We start from the raw sequence: 21,336 nt of genomic DNA, 5'->3' as shown, positions 1-21,336 counted from the left end.
ACTTTGTCACTCCAGGAGCACAGCCGCTTGGATCAATTCACGGTAAGCCGTAGAGTTCGTTTCAAAGCTCTCTAAGCTTGAGGAACACCTCGAATTTGGTCCTGAAAGCTAGTCCTTGTTGTGATGCGATCATGCTATTGATTCTTTTGAGTCAGCGTTGATCCTGCAGATCCGGGTGCACAGATAGACGTGCAACTGGATAGCCAGAGTCCACATTTTTCACAAACAACACATTCAAAATGGGTTAGTATAAGTAGGGGTGAGAAAAAAGGGGAAAAAGGCTGTCTTGGCATGAATCACATACACGACAGCTCTGTTTCAAAATGCGCAAAGGGACACCTCCACCCTTCGTGGAGTTATCACTCGTTTGAAAGAGGGTGACTCACCCTCAAAAGAAATATACCTTGTAAGGAAATTATTATTGATGTGAAGGGGGCAGAAGGCTCTTTGCCCGCATTTGGAGGACATTCCGCTCCAGGGATGCGCACCACCCTCGGAGTTGAGGAAGAAGGCCGGCTTCGCCTTTCTTCCAATGGATCGTGGGGGAGCTCTGTGTGGGGGAGGATTTGGAACTCCAGGTTAGTCCGGCGGACCTCATGAATCGAAATTCCTCCCCAATGAACAAAAGTCAGTAGTGGAACCGATATCGTAATTGAAAGAATATCTGGCGCGGATCTGCATAATGCCTCCCGCCGAAGGTCGGGCTGTTATCAAGCAAGTATCTCCGGTTGGCAATATTCAAGGCACTCACTGAAATGGAGAGATTATCCCTCAGACTCTTACCGAGAGTAAGGTCAACGGTCGTGTGCCCTGGAAGATGGCCGCGTCCATTACTGTCCGCAAACCCTGAGCCGTAGTAAGCGTTCCCAGAGGCCCAGCTATGCCACGGCAGGTTCAATTCGAATCCGCAATTAAATGTATGCCGCTGGTCATGATCCAAAAGGAAGCGACCCTCAGGCGGCGAGAAATCGGTCAACCCGCCACTGATCGATCCAAAACCCTCGGCGTGTTGGTTCGAATACGCGACATGGACATGGCCACGGCGAAGCAACTCGGGAGATCGCACGGTGATTTCCCAACCCCGAATATTCGCCCCTTCGATCGTGAGAGGGAAAAAGATATTCGAGTTTCCCAGTACATCGTGATCAAAAAAATTCTTTGCGTGAGTATGGAAGGAAGCGATATCAAACACCCAGCCTCTGAGGGGGATGGACAATCCGAACTCGTGCTCCTCGTCCCGCTCGCCGTGAAGGGGCAGGAACCCAACCCCCTGATCCAGCGCAAAATCGAGCAATGGGCCGGAAACCGTCGAGAGGGGAGGGGCTTGATAGTAACGTCCGTAAAACCCACGAACCACCCAGTTCCAATGCGGGATCCGGACTGACGCCCCCAGACGGGGGCTGACGGCATTTTCAGAGACCATTCCTGAGAAATGAGTCAGTCTCACCCCTCCATTCAGGGTCAACCAGGAGGTGGGCTTGAACTGGTCCTCCAGAAACAATGCCTCGAGATTGCCTGAGAGATTTTCCTTCTGGCGTATTGAGAAATCGCTGCCATCGTTGGCCTGGAGCCCGAACAAGGTGCTATCACGCTGGTCAAAACCGTAAGCGCCAACGCGGAAATTATGTTTCTTCCAGGCGGTGCTGTACGCGACCTGCATGCCTGCGTACCGGGAGGCATGATTGTCCTGCGGGCTCAGGAGGGGATCATTCGGACCGCCGATGTAATTGGCGCGGTTGAAATGAAAGAAGGGGGAAACGGTGAGCATCTGTCCGGGTCCTGCCGTATGCACCCAGCTGAAATTGACGAAAGCATCGCTCTCTTTTTCGACGTCCTGAGTGCCGGCAGATTGTTGGTCCGGATCATTGGGAATCTGATACTGATCCCTGCGTAGAGAACTCACCAGGCGCAGCTGATTATGCTCATTGAGGTTGAAAACCAGCATGCCGAATCCACCAAGGCCGCTTGCCATATCGTGAAGGACTTCCGAAGTGGGCGTCTCCAGCCCCATATCGCTCCGATTCCCATTGACACTTCCATAATAAGCGAACCGCTCGGTGTGGCTGCCGAAACTGATCTGATCGTTTGTTTGGTTGAAATTTCCGTAACTCGTGACGAGCTCTATCTCGCGGTTGCGCTCAAAGCCGGTCCTCGGAACCACGTTGAAATTGCTATAGGTCCGGTCGCCCGACTCGGCAGAGAGGCTGCCGCGCTGCGCTTCGATGTAATCGACGTCTTTAGGATCAAACTGGGGACCCACATTGCTTGCGATGTTGGTGTTGGGCACAGGGATCCCATCGACTGACCATGTCACTTGATGTCCGCCTCGAACGTGAAGCTGGTCATGAACCACGTAGGCACCAGGGACATAGTTGGTAATCATTGCCAGGCTGTTTGTGCGGTCCGCCCCGGGCGTGCGCTCAATTTGCTTCCGATCCAATAGAGTGAGCGGAGCATCCGTCGTGGTGTTGACCGCTTCGGCTGTCTCAGAGACTTCGACAACCTGACTGACCTCGGCGAGAGCCAATTGAAAGTGCAAGACTGGCGCGCTTCCTGAAACAACAACCACTTGTTGTTCGATGGAGTTGAACCCAGTGAAGTTGACGATCGCCCGATATTCCCCGATGGGAACCGCAGTGAATTGAAACTCACCATCGGAATCGGTTGACGTTTCTTGCGACCAATCAGAGTTTCGCGCCGACAGTTTGACATGGGCGCCTGCAATCGGCCGGTGGTCGGGATCGTGAACAATGCCTTTGATGTTGCCAAATGCCGTTCCATACGCCAACCCCGCGCAGAATAGCAGGAGGAGAACGAACAGATGATTATGCTTTCGGCTCATTGGAGTACTCCCTGGTTCAGAATTGTGGATGCCTTGACGTGAAGCTCTGAGTTCCTATGAGCCGGCAGGCGGAGAACGCTGGTAGAGAAAAAGAAATTGATAAAGGGGAGGGAGTTGCGCTTGGGCCGACGAAACGGATGATTCCTGGTTGAGATTTCGCTCTGTCAGGAAACCAGGCGGTGGTAAGAAAGACTGGGCATGAGCCGTGAGAGTCGCCGGAAATCCACAGGTCTGCGGACAATCCGGCGTGCTGCCCCAGTGGAGTCCAAAGGAGTGGTGATGTAGCGCATTCCTCTCGCAACAACAAGAATGCGCAATCTTGCAGCAACGCGTCTCGGGTGTTCTGAGAAGGTAAGCGATTGAGCTCAACGGGAATACGTACGCGGCGTTGAAGAATAGGAAGAGTCCTATGGCAATAATGCCGCGCCGCAATCCTCGTTTTGAAATGCAATCAACTCGCATGGCGTTTGCTTCGCTCAGTCGCCCTCTCCAAAGGGCACCGATTTCAGTGGAACCTGATCATAGGTGAAGAGTCAGTATACCTGCCTGCTTCTACCCTCTTCAACCTCTTTTGTCATATCAAAAGCAGATGGGGCTCATGGAGGGGTGAATCGTCATGATAAATGCCCCTGTGTTTTCCAAGAGATTGTCTTGGTCCTCCCCCCTCTTTCGCTCCCATGGAAGCCCTTGAACCGCGGCCAAGTCCAACTGGGATCGCCCGATTTCCTTCGAGACGATTTGGTCGGCTTCGGCCGCCGAAAATTTCTTCAGGGCGCTCCATTTGGTACAATGCCTTAGGTCCTCCCAAAACTCCTGGTCGCCAGCTCCTGCGAACGGAAGTTTTAAGGCAGCATCCCGTGTGTGTTATTTGCTTTCGGACTGCTTGGGCGCTTCGACGGCTTTCTGGTCGGCTGCGGCATGATTGCCGCTGAGCGCTTCCTTAAAGCCGCGGATCCCGTCGCCCAGGCCCTTGCCCAATTCGGGAATCTTCTTGGGACCAAAAACAAATAGCGCGATCCCGATGATGACCAACAAATGCATTGGCTGTAACAATCCCTCACCCATGACTTCCTCCCTGATTTTTTATTTTGGATCTGATCTAAAACCTTAAATCCGAACTCCAATCAACTTTCTTAAATCTCCTTTAAGACTCGAGTACTTCAAACCGGGTCGATCTCTCAGCCCATCGTTGAGCCGGGCCGCGGAGAAGCTCGACCCGCTGTTATGCAATCGGTGCCGAGTTTGCAGGATCAATAACCCATCCCACATAACGAACGATTTCCTCTGGTTTTGTGAGGGCTGGGCAGGCGGACCACATGTTTCGAGTCTCATTGCCGTACAGCACCATCCCTACGTGAGAGGAGCTATCTTTGTCCACCACGGGATCGGGATCCACAAACCCGAGCTTACGACGAAGGATTTCCATCTCCTCAGGTTTTCCGGTCAGAAACTTCCATCCGGACTTTGCCCCGTGCTCCTCGGCATACTCCTTGAGCACCTCAGGTGTGTCCACCTCCGGCTCCAAGGTGAGGGAATACATAAACACGTCGCGACCCAGTCGAGATCCCAGCAGGTTCTGAACTTTGACCAAGTTCATAGTCTGCGGGGGGCAGAATTTCTTGCACTTGGCATAGAAGAAGTTGATCAGGACCACCTTGCCTTTAAGCAGGTCCTCATAGAAGCGGACGTCTTTGCCTTCGTGAGTCTGCAAGACAAAATCAGGGAAGTAGTTCGATCCCGACCGGCTGGACTGCCCGGCACGAACGGGAGCAGGTGTCGCAGCCCCAAAGGTCTTGGTTGCAGCAAGTGCGACCCCCACGGGAGCAAGGACTAATCCCGCTAGTAAGCTTCTTCTGGTCATCTCAAATGTCATGATTTATTCTCCCCAGGATGGTCAAAAACTTTTGCCCTGCGCCTGCAGATGGCATGTCGCTAAAACACTGAGGCAAGCCTCGATCTAGATACAGCAACTTGCTCGCCAAATATGGGGGTGTGGCTAATGTAAAGATTCTATTGTTTTTGGGTCAAGAAAAGACGTTGGGAAGATGGTGATTGGGTGTATCAAATTGAGCCAAAGAGGCTTCTCTTGTCTCAAATACGGATGCACACACAGAGTCATCCACAAGTTGACCTGCTCTGACAGAATAGGGTCGCGAGAATCTTCGTTGATATACCTCCCGTCAAAGAATTCTGAACCGGGTCGCCACATCAGTCTGAGGTCCTTCCTTGAAAGTCTCTTCTGATTGGAGGATGTTTTTAAGCTTATTTAGCTTACTTCGCCCCAATAAGCTCCCAAAAACATTGAAACGGGTAGCCAATGTGACTACCCGTTAATTGAGGGGGAACCAAGCCACCATGAACATTGAGCTCAGGTCGAGTGTCGTCGTGGAATCCTTGTATGAGCGAGAACCCCTCACAGGACACCTTTCAACACCGTTGACGGCACTCGACCGTCCGCTGAGGATGCCGTCTTAAAGAAGTATCGCCAAGGGTACATTTCCTCCAGCCTCGTCAAAGAAGTTGATGTAGACCGTCCCCAAAACGGTGGAGGTACTGATGACAATGGTCTCGGTCTTGTATCCGCCTCCGTTGACGATCTGCGGTAGAATTTGGATCCCCTGAGGTGCATTACTTAGATCGGCGACCGGAAGTGTGGACCAGATGTTCTCACCGCGCTCGTTGACCGTTTGCCGCAAGGTTAAGAAGCTATTCGGCTGAGTGCTGGCGACATTCAACACACCGCTGAAGTCTGCGGGCAGGCCCGCAAAAAGTTGCGTAATATACTTCGCCGTGTGCCCGTTCGGGCCCAGTGTCAGCGTAGCCACCTGCGTCGACCCGTCAAGCCCATTCAATGTTAGAGTCAGGACTGACGCCGCTGGATTGCGGTTGACGACAGCGATCCCCGTGTTTCGACTTAACGGCGCCGACGCAACTTCCACATAAAGCCGCGCCGAACTCGTCTGCGGACTATCCGGTACCCCGGCTTGGCTCACCAGTCCTGAGGCCTGCCTGAACTGGAAGATGCCATTGCCTACGGGCAGTGGGCCCGAACTCACTGTCACCACTGCATATCCAACTTGGAGCGCTCCATTGCCCGTCGTTGCAAACTTCACCATTCCGTCTGGGGGGAGGGTGAAATCCAGTGAGTTCTGCGGCCCCGTCAGATTTCCAAAGTCAAGGGCCAGAGGTACGCCATTGTCGTCGAACAGTTGGACAGTCCCGACGCTTTGGGCGGTCCCCGACGGGTTCATCAAAAGGATTTGAGTCGGATTCCCCCCGCCATCTACAATCTGGGAGAGGAGCAGCCGCGTCCCTTTGGGGGGATTTCCGAGGTCGGCCACCGGAAGCGCACTGAATAGCATCTCCTTTCGCCCGCTCGTGGCTGTGCTCAAATTCACTGCCGCAAACCCATTTGTGCTCGTCAAGGTTACTGTCCCCAGGAAAGGATTCGGCAGAGTCGACAGCAATTGGTTCACAAACATTGCGGTGTGACTCCTCGGGCCCAGGGGAATGCTCGTGGATGCTACCGCCGTTCCCTTCGCGTCCTTGAGGTCTGCTCTGATGCTGATCGCGATGCTGTTCGGGTTCACGAGGGCGAACCCGGAGTTGGTGTCCGTATTGTAGTCCACGAACAATCGCGCCGCTGTTAGAATAGTTGCAGCAGGCACGCCGGCCTCCGTCACCAGGGCTCCTGCTCCCGCACCACCGCTCGTGTAGCCGAAATTGGCAATGGCCACCGGGCTGGTCGCCATCGATGAATTCATCTGCCCGTAACTTACCGCCATGGCCCCCAAACCGGAAGAGGTTGCTGAGGCGCCGTTCATTGGCAGATGGAGCGTCATCGTGATGTTTGGATTTGCAGCGATTGCCTGCGTCCCCGTCCCGCTGCTGGCTTGAAAGTTGGAACCGCCTGAGTAGGCGGCCTTTATTGTATAGTTTCTGGGAATCATTCCGGCTGGCAGGAGATAGGTCACGCTCGCACTTCCAGTGGTTATGGGTCCCGAAGTAACGACGCTGCCAACGCCGTTTGCTCCATCCATCAGCTGGAAGGCGACCGTTCCCTGGTGCACAGTGGATGCCGCGGCCACCGTCGCCGTCAGCGTGATGTTCTGATCGATGCTGCTGAAGGTTGCGGTCTTGTCGTCGACGGTCGTAGTGGTTGGCGTAATGGAGGGTGACCCTGGGTTTACGGTCAGAACTCCGGCCCCGTTGCTTGACTGGAAATTCGACCCGCCCGAATAAGACACCTGAATCGTGTAACTCTTCGGGGTGACTCCTGGGGGCAATAGATAGATCACACTCGCGTTGCCTGTGGTCAAGGTCCCCGAGGTGACAGCGCTACCCAGGTTGCTGAGTCCGTCCAAGACCTGGAAGGTCACTGTCCCCTGATTTACAGTTGTTGCCGCCGTGACGGTCGCTGTCAGTGTGACATCTTGCGCGGCAGTGTTAAAGGACGCGAATTTGTTGTCGACGGTTGTAGTTGTCGGGGCAATGGTGGGCGGTGGGGCGCTCACCGTCAGCGCGCCCGTGCCACTGCTTGACTGGAAATTCGACCCGCCCGAGTAGGCTGCCTGGATCGTGTAGCTCTTAGGGGGAGTTCCCGGAGGTAAAGGGTAGATCACGCTGGCGCTGCCGTTAGTCAGAATCCCCGAAGTAACTGCACTCCCGATGTTACTGGCTCCATCCTTGACTTGGAAGGTTACCGTCCCCTGATTCACGGTCAGTGCCGCTGCGACGGTCGCGGTCAGGGTGACGTTTTGAACGATGTTGCTGGAAGACACCGTCTTGTTGTCAACGGCCGTGGTGGTCACGATCGGACCCGGTGGCGTTGAGTTTGCAGCGGTATAGGTGTACTGGAATGTTGCGATTATTTTCTTATTTTTCACCGTGTCCAAGGTAACGTGGATGGTTTCACCGTTCGCGGGGATGCACTGGATTGGAGCGCTTGGGGCGCACGCCGGACCCAGAGTTATGGTCGTCACGCCCGCGCCGCCAGGGCCTCCGGCAAAAGCAAAGAAAATATCATGTGCGCCAACGATGCTCTCAATCGTCAAGAAGTAGTCGGCGCTCGCATTGCACCATTCGAAGGTCACTGCACCCGCGGGAAGCGTGGACCCGTTCGTTGGGCTGATCATCTGAGCCCCGGGGCCAGTGCACGTCGTTTGACTTTGGACGATTGCGGGTAACAAAAAGCAGAGTATTAAAGCGATTAGCAGTTCTGGTCTGGATTTATTCATATGACCCCCCCCTGGGCTTTTGTTCCTCGCGTTGGAAAACAATCTCTGGGTCGCAGTTGCAAAGACTAGGCTTGACGAGCGGTGGCCATACTTACTGATCATCTAAGGGGTTGACCGCTCCGGCTTTTCCAATTGCATCGTCTTTGAAGTCACGGATTTCCCCATCCATTCAACATCTATAAGTTGCGCAAGAACAGTTCCACATCTCCTGGCTCTCGCGGTTGAAGCCTCACCTCCATCCACGAGGATTCGAAGCGAGAATTGGTGACAGCATTCAGGCAATGTTCGGGTCTCCTCGAAGAGCGGAAAGCAGTCGGGTAGGGCAGTCGAGTCATAATCCCAGGGGGAAGGGGCGATCGAAGAGCAGACGCGCTGCTCTTCGATCGTCGATAATGAAGCCACCGTACTGCCGTTACCCACCCACGATCTAAAATAATTTGCTGGTCTTAACAAACGCGAGCGTATGCAGGTCATCGATGGTTCGCCCAAGCGTGATTATTGTCCCTTTGCGGGGATCGACCACCACGATGTAAGTCGGAAAAGGTCTCGGACCCGAATTGTCGAAATTAAGTCCATAGTAGAGGTTGTTATCGGGATTGAAATCGCCCAGTGCGGCGGCCGTGGGCGGAGACAATAATCTGAAGCAAAACGGTTTTCCATCGCTAGGATTGATGATGTAAGCGGTTTGAGTAATAGTTCCGTCCGGCTGTGTGCGGGGAGTGTCGATATTCCACAGGATGTTGAAATCGCTGAACGAGAGCCCATTGTTAGATGTATCGATCCCGGTTCCAGTAAACTCAGTGGCGATGCCCGTTCTTTTATTAATCTGAACAAAGGTATCGGTGACTCCGTCCGGCGGGGGGAACTCATCATACCAGCCGACCATGCGCCCAAGGAGATCAATTGTAATGGAGTGGATAGGAGAGTCCTCTCCAGCCAGCCCGAAATTGATCACATTTTTGTCAACGGGTGTACCGACTCCCGTGCGGGTATCAATTGTGATCAACCCATGAAAACGGACATCTCCGATCGCTGTCGAAGCATACAACTTCCCGAGTATGCCGTCCCAGGCCAAGCCGTTGACCGTATAGCCCACTGGACCGATCGTTTTGATGAGGGCGCCGGTCTGCGGATCGAGTTGCACAAGGGTGCTTGTTTGAGTGCAGGGGCCACCCGGAAAAGGGTTCTTGCAAGCACCGGTCGTGCCCAACAGAGTCGGTGATTTGGCCGCCAATAGCCCCTGTGGGAACGCCAGCGTTACGATTACCGCCAAGAGCACGGCGGCTAGTACCATTACTCTGCGTGGTGTCTTCATTTTGGTCTCCTTAATGTTGTTGCTTCGTTTGCTCCGTCCAAAACGACCGCGTTCTTGGACTCTTGACCTTCTCGTACCTTGCCCTTTCATTGGACTGTCATGGAGTTGCAGCGAGAGAAAGCGGTCGAAAAGAGGAGGTCCTGCTCTTCGACCGCATTGAATTGCCAAACTTACTGCCGTATCAAGGTCAGTGCCGAGGTCGCTCTACCTCCGATGTTGGAGGTGACTATCAGAGGCGTTGCGGGTGGCACCGCCGGCTCAGGTGCACCCACCAGGGTGAGGGTGTAGAGACCGCCTCCTGTGTTTGTAAATACATTCGCCCCGCCCCCCAAGCTCTTGGGGTCAAAGGTGGTTCCCTGGGCTGTGAGATAAGGCTGCAAGGTCAGGATGATGTTCGGGCTGACGACTGACGATGAAGCGGTCATATCCAACCGCTGCTTGGAAGTCCGGTACACCGCCGAGGTGATGATAACAGCGTCCGGAGCAGGGTTCACAGTCACCGAAGTCGATTGTGGAGCCGAACTGACCCCTGCAGAGTTTGTCGCCGTCACCTGGAACTGGAGGACCGTGCTGGTGATGGTACCCACCGGCAGCGTGAGGGTGAAACTGATAGTCGCGCCGGTGAATGGATTCGGGGTGATAACGACTGGTGCCGCAGGTGCCGTCTGGAGCCAACTGAAGGTGCATGCCAATCCGAGAGGATCCGTGCAAGTAGCCGTCAAGGTCACCCGCGTTCCGGAAATCACTGTCTGGGGCGCAGGGGCGGTGGCGGTTGGAGCCGCTGCAGCGTTGACCGTGACCGTCACGGAGGCTGAGGAGGATCCAGCGGTGTTGGTCACCGTCAAAGTGAAGTTCAGCACGGTCGTCGCTCCCACAACGGGGGCCGGGAAGGTTGGGTTGGCGGTATTCGCACCGGTCAGCACCACCTGTGGAATATCCGCGGGGTTCTGGGCCCATGAGAATGTCAAGGGGGCCGTCCCCGTGGAGGCGCTGCCGTTCAGAGTGACGAGCGCACCCGAGGGCACTGTCTGTGCCGTGCCGGCATTGGCGACCGGCGGCACGACTGCACCCGCGCAACCTGAGAGCGATGGAGCCGCCACACCGGGCCATGGATTGAGCTGGCCGGCAATGGTTCCGGCCGAGGAGGTATAACCACCACAGGCCAGGAAAGGGATCGCCTCAAAATTGTTCGGGACGATCGGGCTCCCTGGAATATTTTCCGGGAAGATCAACTCGGTGATGGGGGCGTGGTACTGTCCGTAGATAATCCCATTTGCCGCAGTTGTGGTCTGCCCCGGAAACCAATCCGCTTCGACCACAGCCCGCATTTCTCTTGGAGCGGGCAGGAAGATGCCGCTTGCGTTCATGACGCACTGCTTGTCAGGTTTTGTTGGAACGGTTCCAAAGGGTGCGCACGGGGGACGGAAGCGCCAGCGTCCCAGAACCGCCCCCGTGGGCGGACCTGGATCCACGCCGATCGTACCCCAATCGCGATCGCTCGGGGCACCCGTGAGAGCATTGTAGTCAATTCCATAGAGATGGATTGTCTTACTCGGATCGGTGGTCATCCCCTCGAACCGGGTTCGAATTACCGCCTCAGCGGCGCCAAGGATCGTCAAGCCGCCGGTACCGAGAATGAACGTATCGGTCATCACATAAGCAGGGTTGGTTCCCGCGGCGGTGAAGATGGCGGTATTGTTGGTGATCGTATGAGCGGAGATATAGGTGCCTGCAGTTCCGTTGGCAGGCCACGGTCCAGCGGTGGGAGCCGCCACATTATCTGTGACGAGCGTTCCTGCAAAGATGATGTAATCGCCCACTTCAAAGGGTGCTTGTTTAGTCGCGTCCGGTGGTAAGCCCGGGGCGGCCCCCGGATCGTTCATAAAGAAACTGCCGGAGAAAAAGCCGCCGACAATTGGACGGTTGCCTTGGGGGCACAGGGGATCGTTCGCCACGGCCGGGTCGGTGCGCGGCAGGCACATGGGGAAGCCGGTCCCGCTCATAACCGTCGGATTGTCCTGGTCCACCGTGAATCTCACGTCAGGAGAAATCCCTTTGCTGTAGCGACCGGTGCCAACGGCCGCCACGACGGGGTCGTTGATTCGTACCCGTGCGCCTGAACAGAGGGGGTTCGACGCGGCAGTGCCACCTTGCGCGCAGTTCGGGTCGTTGATAACTCCACCCACGCGCATCTCGCCCAAGGTGTAATCAATGAAGTTGATGAACCCCGCACCGGAGTTCAGAGTCTGCTGGGAGATGTAGATGAGCCCGGCAATGTAAGTATTGCCGATGCGGTTGCCCACCACCTCGACTTCATACTGGGTGAGTGGGGTTGGAATGTCGGCCATGGCCAAGCCCGTCGAAACATTCGTGTAGGGGGCTGGCGCCTGGGCAAAGAGTTCTTCCCAGGTGAGCGCGTTGGCCGGGAGAATCACGATAGTTTCCCTCGGCACGGTAATCACGTGGCCGTTGACCTTCAGTTGGCCACCGGAGTGGGCATCACCGGGAGTCGTCAATGTGGCCTCCTGCAGGAAGCCTGTGACGTCGAACTGCGTCGGTGAAATCGGCCCCTGGGCCGGTGCGTTGCTGGTCCATGCAAGCACGACCAGAAACAAGAGGGTCAGTGCTCCCAACCCCCAAGGCAACTTGTAACGAATGCAATGATATAAAGCCGACCTCATTTTCTTGTTCATTATTGTTCTCCTCTTGTTGGCCATCGAGGTTACCTCAGGGATTTCTATGGCTCTTGTCACTGAATTCATTGAGTAGAATGTCGGATAAGCGGTCGAAGGGCAGCTGTCCTGCCCTTCGACCGCAATAGGTCAAGTTACTGACGGATGAGGGTAAGAGCCGAAGGTGCGCTGGCCCCTCCCAAGTTGGACGTGACCACCAAGGGCTTTGCCGGCGGAACGGCGGGTTCAGGTGCTCCTACCAGGGTGTATGTGTAGAGACCGCCTCCAGTATTTGTGAGCGTACCACTGGGAGGCGTAAACAGGGTTCCCGACGTCGTGATATAGGGCTGCAAAGTCAAGATCACGTTCGGGCTGATGATTGAATCCGTGACGGTGAGGTCAAGCCTCTGTTTCCCTCTCCGGTACACCGCCGTCGTGATGGTGATGCCATCCTTCGGTGGGTTGACGGTAACGGAAGTGAGTACCGGCGCCGAGCTGACACCGGCAGAGTTCGTCGCCGTCACCTGGAACTGAAGGACAGTGCTTGTAGTCGTCCCCACGGGCAGCGTGAGGGTGAAGCTGATGGTCGCGCCGCTGAAGGGATTCGGATTGAGCACAATCGGGGCCGCAGGTGCCGTCTGCAGCCAGCTGAATGTGCACGCCAGGCCTTGAGGATCGGTGCAAGTGGCCGTCAACGTCACCAGCGTTCCGGAATTCACTGTCTGGGGGGCAGGGGCGATGGCGGTTGGGGCGGCGGCATGGTTGACCGTGACCGTCACAGAGGCAGACGATGAGCCAGCACTGTTGGTCACCGTCAGCGTAAAGTTCAGCACGGTCGTCGCTGCGACAGCAGGCGCCGAGAAGGTCGGGTTGGCGGTCGTAGGACCGGTAAGGATCACCTGGTTCAGATCCGTTGCTGCCTGGACCCATGAGAACGCCAAGGGGGCTGTCCCAGTGGAGGCGCTGCCGTTCAGAGTCACGAGAGAACTAGACGGCACCGTCTGGGCGATGCCGGCATTGGCGATGGGGGGCGCGATTGCACCCGGGCAACCTGCGAGCGACGGGGCCGCTGCACCCGGCCAGGGATTGAGCTGCCCTACCAGAGTTCCTGCCGAGGAGGTATAACCGCCACAGACCAGGAAATCGATTGCCTCGAAGTTATTGGGGACAACCGGGGAGCCGGGAATGTTCTCCGGGAAAATGTACAACAGGATCGGGGCGTGGTACTGCCCGTAAATGAGTCCGTTGGCAGAGGTGGTGGTCTGCCCAGGGACCCACGCGCCTTCAACGACGGCCCTCATTTCTCTTGTCGGCGGGAGGAAGGTGCCCGCGGCGTTCATGACGCACTGTTTGTCAGGTTTTGTTACAACAGTCCCGAAGGGTGCACACGGCGGACGGAAGCGCCAACGCCCTCGGACCGCGCCCGCCGGGGGACCTGGATCGACGCCGATAGTGCCCCAGTCACGGTCAGACGTGGCTCCGGTGCTGGCATTCAAATCAATTCCATATAGGTGAATGGTCCGGGTCGGGTCCGTGGTCATTCCCTCGAACCGCGTCCGGACCGTCGCTTCGGTGCCACCGAGGATCGTCAGTCCTCCGGTGCCGATCAGGAACACATCGGTCTCCACGTAGACCGGATTGGTCCCTGGCATGGTGAAGATGGCGACATTGCTGATGATGGTGTGAGCCGAGATGTACGTGCCGGCGGTTCCGTTGGCTGGCCAAGGGCCTACGGTGGGTGTGGCGGCGTCAGTCACAAGCGTTCCCGCGAAGGTGATGTAGTCACCTACCTCGAAGGGTGCCTGTTTGGTCGCGTCCGGGAACGCGCCCGGCGCGGCGACAGGATCGTTTGTGGAGAAGCTGCCCACATAGGCGCCAGTCAGGTCCTTCGGCCGGTTGCCCTGAGGACACAGAGGATCGTCAGGGTTGCCGGCGACTGTCGGGTCCGTCGTGACGCGCGGGAAGCACATCGGATAGCCGGTCCCACTCATGATGGTCGGGTTATCCGGGTCAAGCGTGAACCGTTGATCTACGGTCATGGCTCGACCGAACTTTCCCGTGGGGTCGTTGATTCGCACCCGGTTACCGGTGGTGGAATCCCCGATCACACCGCCCACCCGCATCTCGCCGACACTATAGTTGATGAAGTTAATGAAGCCCTGCCCTGAGTTCAGGCTCTGCTGGGAGATGTAAATGAGTCCGGCAATATAAGTGTCGCCCACGCGGTTGCCTACCGCCTCGACTTCATACTGGGTGAGGGGAGTTGGAATGTCGGCCATGGCCAAGCCCGTCGCTACTCCGGTGTACGGAGCAGGGGCTTGAGCAAAGAGTTCTTGCCATGTCAGGGCATTGGCCGGAAGAATGACGATGGTTTCCTTGGGTACAGTTACCAGATGGCCGTTTACTTTCAACCTGCCGCTGCAGTGGGCACTCGCAGAGCAACTCGCGTCCAGCGTCGCTTCCTGAAGGAAACCCGTGATGTCAAACTGAGTGCTCACTGGAAGCGGCAGTTGTGCCACTGCCGTGCTGGTCCACGCTGCCACGACCAGAAACAGAAGCGTCAACATGGCGGACACCCATGGCAGCTTGGAGCGCATGCCATGATACAAAGCTGAGCTCGTTTTCGTATTCATTATTGTTCTCCTCTTGTTGATCATCAGGGGTTCCGTAGGGTTCTCATTGGTCTCTCATTAGAAAGTCCATTGAGTAAACTGTCGTCTTTCTGGATTGGCTCCTGTTGAACCCTCACGCCAATGCGTTTAATGGCTCGGCGACTGTCTGCGGATAGGACAGATCATGTGCCAGACTTGCATCATGATTTCTGCCGTTCAACAAGAGATCATGCGATTCGAGTGAGATGTGCCCAGATAATTAATTTTATGGGATTGTTGCCTTTGTTCACGCCCTGTGCTGCTCCAACTCCTTCGAATAATCTGCAAGGGCAGTCTCCGATCCACACGACTTAGCACCATACTCAGTAAGGCAAGCAGGGTTCCACATCCTGTGACGGTTGAACTTGATGGATGTTCTTTTTTTCTTCTCGTTGATTTTGCGAGGGTAACGAATGATTCGATGGGATGGTAAATGCAATGTATCTATTGCTTATTTCTCAATTCATGCCGCGAAATAAGCGAACTAACTTCTAATTAAAGGTACCCGAACTCTTTCGTGCATGCATGATTCCCACACTTTGGCGAGATACACAACCTCAACATTCAAACAGGAAGAAACCTATCTCCCTTCTCAAGAAACTATCCCCCACATCCAAAGATCGGAGAATTAGCAACCAATGACCACTTCTTGACGTCTGTTAAAGTAATCCGTCTTCGTGACGTTTGACTTGGGAGGAGGCTTTTGGCTCCTATTCTTCACTGTTTGGCCCAAATCGATTTTTGGCATCGATTTTGCTTGCTAATTTGAGGAGCGGTAGGATCTGTTTCGGTGGTGGGCGTGACACATAGAGAGTGGATGTTTATTCGAGGCGCTTCGCTGTTCGATGGACTGGCGTGAAACGCGATGATAGAGGGTGAGAACTGATGAGCACGCGTATTTTACTCGTTGATGATGAACCCGCAATCATTTTTGGTTATTCCCGCTATCTTTCAGCCGCCGGTTACAACGTTGAGGAAGCTACTTGCCTCGCCGAAGCTAAAGAGAGATTGACGCAACAACGATTCGATGCCGTCATCCTGGATCTAAAACTACCTGATGGAAACGCGCTCGGTTCGATTGACGGTCTTAAGAGAGATTACCCCGACATGATTATTATTGTGGTTACGGGGGAGACAGATGCGGCGGTCAAGAGTGAAGCTCTGAATCGTGGGGCCGATGAGTTCTATGTCAAGCCCGTCAGCCTGGATGATCTTGCGGCATGCTTGCTGAAGAGACTACGCAAGAGCAAGACCCATAACCCGGGTCATTAATTGAAGGCGATCTGTGGGGCCGAGAGGCCTTGACAACCGTGGCTTTTCAGGCCCCTGATTGCGAAACAAGCCCGCGAAACAAGCGTAAAAACCAATCATCCAACCCCCCGGATTTCCTTGCAGCGCCGTCCTCTCCATCCACAAAACACTTTTCCAGAATAAAACGTGTCTTGCATTCACCGGCATTGTACTTTCCGTCAAGGGCTCATTATCTTTCCGGACCTCACAGCTCATATCTAATTCATCATTCAGGGTCTTCGGGGTTTCCTCGATAAGGATGTTGTTCCTTGGAAGTTATCGATGACCCGTATGAGGCAATCCCTGCTTCGCCAGGTGTTTGTGAGAGTTTGTCGAGTGCGCATCCTTCGAAGGCTTTGAGATCGAGATCATTGGCACGCAACTTGCAGTTAACAGGCTAGGTTTGTGAGGAAATTCGCAATGTATCGAATTGAGACACAAATGCTCCCGTGTGGTTCGACGATGCTTGAAGGCAGCTCGACAACAGGAGTGAATCCCGTAGGGATCAAGGGAAAGAAAACCAACTGGAGAAAAAGGAGAGGAAAATGAGCGAGCGAAACTTCTTTCTGCCATGGAATGCGTCTAAGGCGCGGCTCAAGGCGGCGGAGGATGCAAGAAAGAACCGGCTGGAGATCGTCAAAGCATACTCCCAAGGCCAAGTCACGCGACGGGACCTCCTGAAGTGGGGTCTCATTACAACTGGGGGGGCTCTAGCCCCGATCGGTGGTCTCAGTCCCTTTGTGGGAACTATGCGCGCCGATGGGGGTGGAGGGAACAATATACCAACTGGCGCTCCGCCGAGTCCGGGACTGGTCGGGTTGGAATTTACTCAACCCATGGCTCGCTTCGATGTATTGCCGCGCAAGCAGCCTGATGGACAGGGCCTGTTCCCGCTGGAGCCTGTGAATGGTGTGGTATATCAGCCGACAGCCCAAGCCAACCAAACGATGCAGAATTTGAATCCTGCGCTGGTTGGAGGGCGAACCGATCAATTCGGGCCCATCGAAGGGCGTCCTCCGGGAGCTATCTGGGCACACCAGAGGTTTAGCCAGTTTCCACCAAAGGTAGTCGTAGAAGCCTCTCAAATGCCGGCCCAGACTAACTACGTCTACAATCCTGCGGTGCCGTCTAGTCTTAATTCCGGCATCGACCCGACCCAGGCGATCCCGTTTAAGTTCCACCCGAAGCTGCCGGTTCAGGGCATTCAATCGGTGTGGACCTTCAATGGAACCATCCCACCCAAGCTGGTGCAGGCACGATACGCGGAGCCGGTTCTATTCCGTCACCACAACAAGCTGCCTTTCAACAGGAGCCAGAACGGCGGCTTTGGAACCAATACCATCAGCACCCACGAGCATAACGGGCACCACGGGGCGGAAAACGACGGCTTCACGGGCGCCTACTTCTTCCCGGGCCAGTTCTATGATTATCACTGGCCGGTTGTGTTGGCCGGTTGGACTTCCTTCAACACGGGAGCGACGGATCCCAAAGCCAGCACCCCTGACGGGAGTGGCGGTCTCATCAAGGTTGCGGGCGACTGGCACGAGACCATGAGCACCCACTGGTTCCACGATCACATGTTCAGTTTTACCTCGCAGAACGTGTACAAGGGCAACGCCGCGATGTTCAACATCTACAGCGGATTGGATCGCGGCAACGAGTCGATCAATGACGGCGTGAACCTGCGCCTGCCCAGCGGCACGGCCAATGATTGGGGCAACCTGGACTATGACGTGAACCTCATGCTGGCCGATAAGGCATGGGATGGTGCCGGACAACTGTACTTTGATATTTTCGACTTTGACGGGTTCCTGGGTGATGTGATGACGGTGAACCTGCTCTACAAGCCTTACTTCGAGGTGGAGCGGCGGAAGTATCGTTTCCGCATTCTCAACGCCAGTGTTTCCCGTTTCTTCAAGGTGGCGCTGAGCGACGGCTCACCAATGATTCAGATCGCCAACGACGGCAACTTGTTCCCGCAGCCGGTGCCACTCACGCAGCTGGACGAACAGGGGATCGCCGAGCGGTATGACATCGTTATCGACTTCTCCCGTTACAGCATCGGGCAGAAGGTTTGGATGGTGAACCTGTGCGAGCACCAGAACGGAAAGAAACCGTCCAAAGACCTTTCGTTGTCGGATGCTTTGTCCGGCAAGTCCGCAGATCCTTGCGTCGGGAGATTCCTGGAGTTTCGAATTGCGCGGAATCCGGCGCAGCCCGATCAGAGCCAGGTACCTGCGACCATGATCCCGAATCCCGACCTGTCGAATATCCCCGTGGCGCGCGAGCGGGTATTTAACTTCGGCAGTGGCGGTACCCAGACAACGCTCGATCCGGTTTCGTCCTTCTTTGGTCCCTGGGGTATTAAGACGGACAATCAAGGGCCAACGCTCAACGCGGATTTCGGCCGGGTCTCGGCGGCGCCCAAATTCGGAACTCGCGAAATCTGGACCTTGCAAAATGGTGGTGGCGGCTGGGATCACCCCATCCACATCCACTTTGAGGAAGGCCAGATCCTTGCCCGCAACGGCAGCCTCAGCAATGTGCCGGCGTGGGAGCGGGGCCGCAAGGACGTCTATCGCCTGCGTCCGGCGGGAAGCGTCACCATTACGATGCAGTTTCGCGATTGGGGTGGAATGTTCATGGAGCACTGCCACAACACCGTGCACGAGGACAACGCCATGCTCTTGCGATGGGAAATCGACGACTCGGGCGGTGCATTCCTGAGGCCGCTCCCGACTCCGATCCCGAAGCCGCAGGGTGTCACGTTCGTCCAACCGGACGACATCCTCCCGACCGCCTTTTAAGGTCGTGGATGGAGCAAAACAACTGGCTGGCGAGTTTATGCTTGCGGGCGGCTCGCCAGCCCTCTTCAAGAAATCAGATGACGCGATGTAAGTAATGGGAGCGACTGGAGGTGGGTTTAGGATTTCAAAGAGGTCGCTGTGACACCGTGTTGCTGATGGCCGGAATTTGTCGATGAGTTCGCAGACGGGAAGGCAAGAGCGCGGACTCAGGATCGGCCGTCGGAGCGAAGTCTTGCCAAGAACAAATGGCCCCGCAGGTTGTTGACCCACCAGAGACAAATAAATCAAAGCTGGAGGAGGAGTCGACTATGAGCCGCAAGTTGGTGAGACTGATCTTACTGGGCGCGTTGCTTTGCAGCATGCCTTTGTTAGTCCAACCCGATAGCCCTGCTGGGGGAGCAGTTATACAGAAGAAGGATCTTCTTTACACTTGCCCCATGCATCCGGAGGTCAAGTCCAAGACTCCCGGCACATGTCCGAAATGCGGGATGACCCTCTCGAAGAAAGACCACGTGCACGCCTTTGTCGTGGGCAACGATGTGAGCTGGGGGGCAAATTACTTTCCAAATCTCACACTGATCACGCAGGATGGAAAGAAGGTTCGATTCTACGACGATCTACTGAAGGGCAAGCTCGTGGCGATCAACCTCATTTACACCAGCTGTCGGGATCTGTGCCCGCTTGAGACCGCAAAACTCGCCCAGGTGCAGAGGTTACTCGGCGATCGCGTCGGAAAAGACATTTTTTTCTACTCCATCAGCATTGATCCCAAGCACGATAAGCCGGAAGTCCTTAAGGCCTATTCCAAGAAATACAATGCCGGACCCGGATGGTTGTTCCTCACGGGCAAGCCCGAAGACATTGAGTTGATCAGCAAGAAGCTGGGATTGTATTCAGAACCCGATCCGTCGAACCGGGACGGCCACACCCCCAGCCTCATGATTGGCAATGTCCCCGCCGGGCAGTGGATGAAGAACGGCGCTCTGGACAATCCTAAATTCCTTGCCCTGATGATAGGGCAATTCATGGACAGCTTCAAATCCGACAACGGGGAAGTGGCCAGGAACTACGTAGAGGCGCCCACGCTCAACATCAGCAAGGGCAAGTATCTTTTCTCGACGCGATGCGCCCCTTGCCACACCATTGGGAAGGGCGTCGGTGTGGGACCTGACCTGCTGGGGGTGACGCGGGTGCGCGAACGAACCTGGCTGTCCCGCTTCATCACAAAACCCGACGAAATGCTGGCGAAGAAGGACCCCATCGCCATTTCACTCTTCAAAAAATACAACGAGATCCAGATGCCCAACCTTCGTCTGGCCGATGCCGATGCAGAGACCCTGATCGATTATTTGGAGGAGCAAACTGCCGCACTTCCTCGAGCAAGCTTATCGAGGGACGAAAGACCAAAGAGACAGGAATCGGACCGGAAGACACAGTGAGTGGCAATGGGGCTTTATCGCTTCGATGGAATGGTAGGACCTAATGGAAGGGTTTTTGTGGTGGGCTCCGGTGGTTTGCTTCTAGTCTGAATTTGAGTTCCGAATGAGGAGATAGCTCCGCCCGCGGTAGGGAAACGGTCGCTTCTCCTCATTTATCTTTAGTTCCCATAAAGCCTCCCAAACAAGTGTAAATGTCCGTTCCGCTGTAATTCCTTTTAGTCCATTGAGAATTTATGTCAAGAAATTCCAGTCCAACCTGCGTGATCGAATGTCCAGGCGCTTGGATCTGAATAAACAGCGCCTTTCCGTGTCCCAGTTGTTTTGAAATACATGCCCCCCCTCCAGTCCACGCGAGTCAATTAAGCTGGTACTCGATAGGCTCTCGCGCCTCCTTTCGTCGAGTGGGGCACCATGGCTCGCCATCGCACTAATCCTTCGGGACCATAATCAATTAAGGGACTTAACAAGCATTTTTCGCGATTGTGTGCGCGAAAAGAATGAAGAAAGGTGCCAGTTTTTGGGAGTTGCCTGTATGGTCTGACCGGCAGAGGGTTTCACATTGACCGGATGATTTAGGATCCGGGCAGGGATTCAGGATGCCTTCTTGAATGTAATTTATTGCTTTTGCTTGTGTTTACGACAGATCTATAGACGTTGTGGAGTTCTTGGTCCAGGTTCATATGATTCGGGCCATCCTTTCGGAGAGAAACCATTGATCATAAACCTATTTGGCATGTGGGTTGCCCTTATCCAATAGTGAACGGGAAGGGCCGTATGCAAAGAAGGAGTCAAAGATGAACGAAACCAAACGGGTAGCAAGAGGGGATGGAGTAATTATAGGACCCAGAAAGGCCATCCCAAGGAGTTCGATCGGGAGATGGTTCACTGCTGTGGTGGTTTTCTTAGTGTTGGCCTCGGCAAGCGGAAGGGTATGGGGCCAGCGGGGAAGATTCGGGCCGGATCCGCCACCACCTCCGGGTTCGCTCCGGAACTTTCCAGTTCCTTTGCCCGCCAACCTGTCCAACTATGTGGTCGACCGGCAGGCCGCCATCGTGCTCGGCAAGGCCCTGTTCTGGGACCATC

Annotated in this window: 11 protein-coding genes; 4 read left to right on the top strand and 7 right to left on the bottom strand. The window is 55.2% G+C overall.

The window, feature by feature from the left end; translation table 11 throughout:
• Positions 1–628: 628 nt before the first annotated feature.
• The 7 genes from LAO21_20095 to LAO21_20065 all read right to left on the bottom strand — a co-directional run bounded on the left by LAO21_20095 (position 629) and on the right by LAO21_20065 (position 14,699).
• Positions 629–2,842: a TonB-dependent receptor gene (locus tag LAO21_20095; GenBank protein ID MBZ5555024.1), complete on the bottom strand. Its 2,214-nt coding sequence runs from the start codon at positions 2,840–2,842 to the stop codon at positions 629–631.
• 864 nt (positions 2,843–3,706) lie between these two features.
• Positions 3,707–3,907, bottom strand: a complete 201-nt coding sequence (locus tag LAO21_20090; protein ID MBZ5555023.1) for a twin-arginine translocase TatA/TatE family subunit — start codon at positions 3,905–3,907, stop codon at positions 3,707–3,709.
• A gap of 157 nt (positions 3,908–4,064) precedes the next feature.
• On the bottom strand, positions 4,065–4,703 hold the full coding sequence (locus LAO21_20085; GenBank protein MBZ5555022.1) for an SCO family protein: 639 nt from the start codon (positions 4,701–4,703) through the stop codon (positions 4,065–4,067).
• Between the two features lie 610 nt (positions 4,704–5,313).
• A complete protein-coding gene (locus tag LAO21_20080; protein MBZ5555021.1) occupies positions 5,314–7,977 on the bottom strand; it encodes an Ig-like domain-containing protein in 2,664 nt (887 codons plus the stop codon).
• Between the two features lie 529 nt (positions 7,978–8,506).
• Positions 8,507–9,394 (bottom strand): hypothetical protein, encoded by an 888-nt coding sequence (locus tag LAO21_20075; GenBank protein MBZ5555020.1) that lies wholly within the window; start codon positions 9,392–9,394, stop codon positions 8,507–8,509.
• Between the two features lie 170 nt (positions 9,395–9,564).
• Positions 9,565–12,087 (bottom strand): hypothetical protein, encoded by a 2,523-nt coding sequence (locus tag LAO21_20070; protein ID MBZ5555019.1) that lies wholly within the window; start codon positions 12,085–12,087, stop codon positions 9,565–9,567.
• Positions 12,088–12,221: 134 nt separating this feature from the next.
• Positions 12,222–14,699 (bottom strand): hypothetical protein, encoded by a 2,478-nt coding sequence (locus LAO21_20065; protein ID MBZ5555018.1) that lies wholly within the window; start codon positions 14,697–14,699, stop codon positions 12,222–12,224.
• Between the two features lie 903 nt (positions 14,700–15,602).
• Between LAO21_20065 and LAO21_20060 the strand changes: the two genes are divergently transcribed.
• The 4 genes from LAO21_20060 to LAO21_20045 all read left to right on the top strand — a co-directional run.
• Entirely contained in the window at positions 15,603–15,989 is a 387-nt protein-coding gene (locus LAO21_20060) for a response regulator (GenBank protein MBZ5555017.1), read from the top strand.
• Between the two features lie 563 nt (positions 15,990–16,552).
• Entirely contained in the window at positions 16,553–18,814 is a 2,262-nt protein-coding gene (locus tag LAO21_20055; GenBank protein ID MBZ5555016.1) for a multicopper oxidase domain-containing protein, read from the top strand.
• Positions 18,815–19,122: 308 nt separating this feature from the next.
• Positions 19,123–20,253: an SCO family protein gene (locus tag LAO21_20050; protein MBZ5555015.1), complete on the top strand. Its 1,131-nt coding sequence runs from the start codon at positions 19,123–19,125 to the stop codon at positions 20,251–20,253.
• A gap of 794 nt (positions 20,254–21,047) precedes the next feature.
• On the top strand, positions 21,048–21,336 hold a 289-nt coding region (locus LAO21_20045), incomplete at its 3' end, for a hypothetical protein (GenBank protein MBZ5555014.1).

The sequence above is a fragment of the Terriglobia bacterium genome, assembly GCA_020073085.1.
Taxonomy (GTDB): Bacteria; Acidobacteriota; Terriglobia; order JAIQFV01; family JAIQFV01; genus JAIQFV01.
Note: the sequence above shows the minus strand (reverse complement) of the source record. Positions and strands in the feature narration are given on the sequence as shown.